Here is a 5630-nt window from a genome sequence, read left to right on the forward strand (position 1 = left end):
AGGCGGGCACTCGAGGCGGCGGGGTACAACGCGTTCAACTGACGCCGAAGCGTCTCGTCGACCTCCTGACGGACTCCGGTACCGGCACGATGAGCGCCGACCAGTGGGCCGCGATGATGCGCGGCGACGAGGCCTACGCCGGCAGTCGAAGTTTCGACGAACTCCGCAAGGCCGTCCGCGACGTGATGGGGTTCGACCACGTCGTCCCCACGCATCAGGGCCGCGGCGCGGAGAACGTCGTCTACGGCGTCCTCGTCGAGGAGGGCGACGTGGTGCCGAACAACGCCCACTTCGACACGACGCGCGCCCACGTCGCCAACCAGGGGGCCGACCCCGTGGACTGTCCGCACGAACTCGCGACCGACCCCGACGCCGACCACCCGTTCAAGGGGAACTTCGACCTGGAGAAGGGGTGGGAACTCGTCGAGGAAGTCGGCGCGGAGTCGATTCCGGTCGTCGTCCAGACTATCACGAACAACTCCGTCGCCGGTCAACCCGTCAGCGTCGAGAACACCCGCGAGGTGGCCGCCTTCGCCGACGAGATAGACGCCACGTTCGTCGTCGACGCCTGCCGGTTCGCCGAGAACGCACACTTCGTCCGCGAACGCGAGGCGGAGTTCGCGGACGCCTCCGTCGCCGACGTGGCCCGCGAGCAACTCTCCTACGCCGACGCGGTGACGATGTCGGGGAAGAAGGACGCCCTCGTCAACATCGGCGGCTTCGCCGCGATGGACGACCCCGACCTGTTCGAGGCGGCCAAGCAACGCGGCATCCTCTACGAGGGCTTCCCCACCTACGGCGGCCTCGCCGGACGCGACGTGGCGGCGATGGCCGTCGGCCTCCGCGAGGCCGTCGAACCGCCGTACGTGGAAGAACGGGTCGAACAGGTGGCCGAACTCGGCCGTCTGCTCACCGACGCCGGCGTCCCCGTCTACGAACCCACCGGCGGCCACGCCGTCTACGTCGACGCCGAGTCCGTCCTCCCGCACGTCCCGAAAGAGCAGTTCCCCGGGCAGGAACTCGTCTGCGCCCTGTATCTGGAGGGCGGCGTCCGCGGCGTCGAACTCGGCGGGTTCGCCTTCCCCGGAACCGACCGACCGGACCTCGTGCGACTCGCCCTCCCGCGCCGGACGTACTCCCGCGAACACCTCGAACACGTCGCGGAGACGGCCGCCGCGGTGAAGGAGTCGGCCGAGTCCTACGGCGGCCTCGAAATCGTCGAGGAACCGTCGATGCGCGAACTCCGACACTTCTCGGCGCGCCTCGAACCGACCGAGGCGTCGTCGACGGCAGACTGACGGTCACCGCCTTCCACCCGTCCCCTCCGCTGGACGTATGCTGTCCGTCCCCCAACAGTCGGACATGAACGGCGATGGCAGTCGAACCGAACCGTTCCCCGTCGGTCGACGAACGGTGGTCGACGCGATGCGGATGGCCGGGAGGCGAAACGACGTCCACGGACTCGTCGAGTTCGACGTGACCGAGGCGCGGCGACGAATCGACGACGCCGCGGACGCGACCGGAACTCGCACGTCGTTCACGGCGTTTCTCGTCCACTGCTTCGGGCGGGCGGTTCGCGACCACCCGAACGTCCAGCGATACCTCGACTGGCGCGGCCGACTCGTCGGGTTCGAAGACGTGGACGTGATGGTCGTCGTGGAGACGACGGTTGACGGGGAGAAACTGGGTGTTCCGCGGGTTCTCAGGCGCGTGAACGACCGGTCGCTCGCGTCCGTCCACCGGGAGATTCGGGCCGCACAGCGCTCACGGCCGTCCACCGGCTGGTCGTCGTTGCTCTCGCTCTCGGAGCGACTCCCGGGCGTCGTGCGCCGACAGTTCTACCGGCTCCCGCGGTGGTCCCCGCGTCTGTGGAAGCGGGTCGCCGGAACCGTCGGCGTCACGTCGGTGGGGATGTTCGGGTCGGGCGGCGGGTGGGGCGTCACGCCGACGAACTACCCGCTCCAGTTGACGGTCGGCGGCATCTCCGAGAAGCCACGGTACGTCGACGGCGAACTCGAACCGCGGGAGTTCCTCCACCTCACGGTGACCGTGGACCACGACGTCGTCGACGGCGCGCCCGCGGCCCGGTTCGTCGAACGCCTGCGCGAACTCGTCGAGGCCGCTCACGGCCTCGAATCGCCTGCCGACGAGTCGTAGCGGTCCGTCGCCGTCGCTATCGTCCGTCGTCGCTACCGTCCGTCGTCGCTATCGTCCGTCGTACAACCGGGTCCCGATTCGCTCGGGGAGGCCGGCCTCCTCGACCGCCTCCACGACCGCCTCGACGTCGTAGTCGACGCGCCGTTCCTCGACCGAGAGGTCGTCTAAGTCCAGTATCGCGTAGGCCGCGCGGTGGTCGCCGTCGCGGGGTTGGCCGACGCTTCCGGGATTCATCACGATTCCCTCGTCGAACACGCGGTGGTCCTGCACGTGCGTGTGCCCCAACACGAGGACGTCCTCGTCGTCGAGGAAGTCCGCGCGGAACTCCTCGGGGTAGGTGTACTTGTCCTGAATCCACGGGTGGTCGTGGACGAGTCTGACCCGGCCGTCCAGTTCCGTGCGTTCGTCCGGGAGGGCGGAGAGCCACGACAGGGCGTCGTCGTCCAGTTCCGCGCGGGCGTACTCGCGCCCGCGGCGGCCATGCTGTTGAACCGGAACGTCGAGTCCGAGGCGACGGCCCTGTCGTGGTTGCCCATCACCGTCGGCACGTCTCGGTCGCGGAGCGCGGCGACGCACTCGGCGGGCCACGGGTTGTACCCGACCACGTCGCCCGCACAGACCGTCGCGTCCACGTCGGGCACGTCGTCGAGGACGGCGTCGAGTGCGACCCGGTTCGCGTGCACGTCCGAGATGACGGCGACTCGCATGCTCGGGGCTACGCACGCGACGCCCAAAACGGCCGTGGGCGCGGCGTCGTCCCGTCCGGAACAGCCGGTGAGAACCACGGGTACGTGAATACTTATCACCGGACTCCGGGTAGCACGGACTATCGTCGCATGCGCGTCCTCCAGTCCGTCGTACGAGAGGCGAAGGCGCTGTGGGCGGACGGGCGGGGGCCGTCCCTCGTCGCCATCGCGGGCGGGTGGGGGATACTGCTCGGAGCGCGGATGGTCTACCCCGTGTTGCTCCCCTACCTCCGCGAGTCGTTCGACATCAGCCTCACCGTCGCCGGCTTCTTGGTGACGGTGCTGTGGCTCGGGTCGGCCGTCGGACAGTTACCCGGGGGCGTCCTCGCGGACCGGTACAGCGAGCGGTCGGTGATGACCGCCGGCGCCGTCGTCGTCGCGGCGGCGCTCGTGGTCGTCGTGACCGCTCCGACGGCCCTCGTCCTGTTCGCCGCGACCGGACTGGTCGGACTCGGCCAGTCGCTCTACCCCATCGCGCGCATCACCATCCTCTCGGACATCTACCCCGACCGCATCGGGAGCGCGCTCGGCGTGACGATGGCGACTGGCGACCTCGGGCAGACGGTACTTCCGCCCGTCGCGGGGGTACTCGCGGCGGCGTTCGTCTGGCAGGCGGGCCTGCTGTTCATCGTTCCGCTCCTCCTCGTCGCCGGACTGTTCGTCTGGGCGACGCTCCCGTCGGCTCCCGCGCCGGCGACGCGGCCGACCCGGCCCCGTCCGCGGGCCTCCGCGGCGTGGTCGCCGACCTCCGCGGCTCGAACCTGCTGTTCGTCTCGTTCATCCTGTTTCTGTACATCCTCATCTGGCAGTCGTTCACCGGGCTGTACCCGACGTACCTCGTCGAAGTCAAGGAACTCTCGTCGTCGGCCGCCGGGGTGCTGTTCAGCGGGTTCTTCGCCGTCGGCGTCCTCGTCAAACCGCTCGCGGGGGCGGCCTACGACCGAATCGGCATGCGGAACGCCCTCGTCGCCGTCCTCGTCGGACCCATCGTCGGCCTCGCACTGCTCCCGTTCGTCGAGGGGTTCTGGTCGCTCGCCGCCGTCACCGCCGTCGTGAGCACGATGCTCGGGTCGGGCGCCATCACGCAGTCGTTCCTCTCGGAGGCGTTCTCCGAGGACGTCCGCGGCACCGGTCTCGGCGTCGTCCGCACCTCCGTCGCGACGCTGGGCGCGGCGGGGCCGGTGCTGTTCGGCGGCATCGCGGACCGCGGCTACTTCGACGAGGGCTACCTGCTGTTGGCCGCGGTGCTGGTCGTCGTCGTCCTCCTCACGCTCAGACTGCCGACGTCGGCGCAGTCGGGCTAGCGGCCGACTACTCGCCGTTGTAGAAGCCGACGCTCACGTCGCCGTCGTCGTAGGTGACGCCCGCGGCGCAGACGGCGTGTTCGTAGTCCATCTCGTAGGCGCGTTCGGCGAGGTCCGCGGGCGACCCCTCGCCGTCGAACACGACCACCGCGGGGTCGTCCTCCTCGTAGGTGGCGACGAGCATCGGGTTCTCCGCGACGGGGCGGACGAGGAGGGCGTCCTTGCGGACGATGCCGACGTACGACTCCTCGCCCACCACACCGGCGATACGCGGCGTGTCGTAGTCGTCCTTCTCGTAGTCGAGTGCGAGCAACGACTCGGCGAGGGCGTCGCGGGCGGGGTAGCCGAGGTCCAACTTCTCCGCGATGGGGTCGACGTGCGACCCGTTGCCGACGACGACGCCCTCACCGCCCTCGCGGACGCAGTTGTAGGCGATGTAGGGGTTGTCCGTCTCCGGCGCGTCCGGCGTCGGCGCGACGGTGAGCGTCCCGTCGCGTTCGACGACTCGACGGTTGGGGAACGACCGGGATGAGACGCGATACGCTGCGAAGTCGGGACCGACGACGATGAACCGTCCGACGTACATACACGTGAGTGCATAGACTGTCGATAAATAGGTGGTGGATTGTGCACGTTCGTCCTGTATGCCGGTGCGTGGCACGGCGCTCCGAACGCGCAACGCTTACAAAGGCTCCCGCGTTACGAACTGGTGCGACCGAAGTCCCATGGGGTAGTGGCCAATCCTGTTGCCTTCTGGGGGCAACGACCCAGGTTCGAATCCTGGTGGGACTACTTCTCTCGAACTCTCGCCGCCGAGTGTCCACGCCGTCGACTGACGGCTACCCTCACCGCCGACGCGTCTCCGCCCGCGTGAAGTACCGGTCGGCCTGCAAGGCCCGCGTTATCTCCGTGAGCGACGGCTCGCCGCACGAGTCGCAGTACGGCGGTCGCTCCGGGTCCGCGAAGACGGTGTCGCACCGGTCGCAGGCGAAGAACCTCGGTCTGAGCACGACCCTCCTAAGGGCCGCGCGACCAAAAGCGGGACCCGACGCCCGGCACCCGACGCCCGGCGCCGGCGTCAGTCGTCGAACTCGTCACCGACCGCCTTCCGCCCGGACAGTTCGTCGGGGACGAGTCGGAAGTACCGGAACGTGATGTCTCCGGGCGGGACGTCGAAGATGTCGACTTTGGGGATGCTCACGGCCCACATCGCCTGCACCGCGCTCGACTCGTACGGCAGGTCGGACAGTTCCTCCAGTTCCCCCGCCGCGACCACGCTCTGCCACCCGTCGCCCGTCCGGTCGTGGACGACGAACGAGAGGGGGTTCTCCACGACGTCGTCCTTCCCGGTCCCCGGCGGAAAGGCGAGTCGGAAGTAGAGACTGCCCGACGCCTCGTCGTAACCGTAGGAGACGGGGAGCGT

The 5630-nt window shown here is 69.1% G+C and carries 4 protein-coding genes, 1 tRNA gene and 3 pseudogenes; 4 read left to right on the forward strand and 4 right to left on the reverse strand.

Annotation, left to right across the window (positions count from 1 at the left end):
• Together GJ632_RS18810 and GJ632_RS18815 are read left to right on the forward strand one after the other, a co-directional pair.
• Positions 1 to 1298: pseudogene (locus GJ632_RS18810) on the forward strand (tryptophanase); the annotation flags it as partial.
• Between the two features lie 64 nt (positions 1299 to 1362).
• Positions 1363 to 2157 (forward strand): 2-oxo acid dehydrogenase subunit E2, encoded by a 795-nt coding sequence (locus tag GJ632_RS18815; RefSeq protein ID WP_191453737.1) that lies wholly within the window; start codon positions 1363 to 1365, stop codon positions 2155 to 2157.
• 48 nt (positions 2158 to 2205) lie between these two features.
• Here GJ632_RS18815 and GJ632_RS18820 read toward each other — a convergent pair.
• Positions 2206 to 2864: pseudogene (locus GJ632_RS18820) on the reverse strand (metallophosphoesterase family protein).
• 129 nt (positions 2865 to 2993) lie between these two features.
• Between GJ632_RS18820 and GJ632_RS26080 the strand changes: the two are divergent.
• Positions 2994 to 4207: pseudogene (locus tag GJ632_RS26080) on the forward strand (nitrate/nitrite transporter).
• 7 nt (positions 4208 to 4214) lie between these two features.
• Here the strand turns inward: GJ632_RS26080 and GJ632_RS18830 are convergent.
• Positions 4215 to 4793: an IMP cyclohydrolase gene (locus GJ632_RS18830; RefSeq protein WP_089803803.1), complete on the reverse strand. Its 579-nt coding sequence runs from the start codon at positions 4791 to 4793 to the stop codon at positions 4215 to 4217.
• Positions 4794 to 4926: 133 nt separating this feature from the next.
• Between GJ632_RS18830 and GJ632_RS18835 the strand changes: the two genes are divergently transcribed.
• A tRNA-Gln gene (locus GJ632_RS18835) sits at positions 4927 to 4999 on the forward strand.
• Between the two features lie 53 nt (positions 5000 to 5052).
• Here the strand turns inward: GJ632_RS18835 and GJ632_RS22465 are convergent.
• Together GJ632_RS22465 and GJ632_RS18840 are read right to left on the reverse strand one after the other, a co-directional pair.
• Complete coding sequence (locus tag GJ632_RS22465; protein WP_197428088.1) at positions 5053 to 5217, reverse strand: hypothetical protein; 165 nt, start codon at positions 5215 to 5217, stop codon at positions 5053 to 5055.
• A 68-nt stretch (positions 5218 to 5285) separates the two neighbouring features.
• Positions 5286 to 5630, reverse strand: a 345-nt coding sequence (locus GJ632_RS18840) for a pyridoxamine 5'-phosphate oxidase family protein (protein ID WP_191453736.1), incomplete at its 5' end; no start/stop codon positions are given.

The organism is Halogeometricum sp. CBA1124 (genome assembly GCF_009741955.1).
Taxonomy (GTDB): Archaea; Halobacteriota; Halobacteria; order Halobacteriales; family Haloferacaceae; genus Halogeometricum; species Halogeometricum rufum.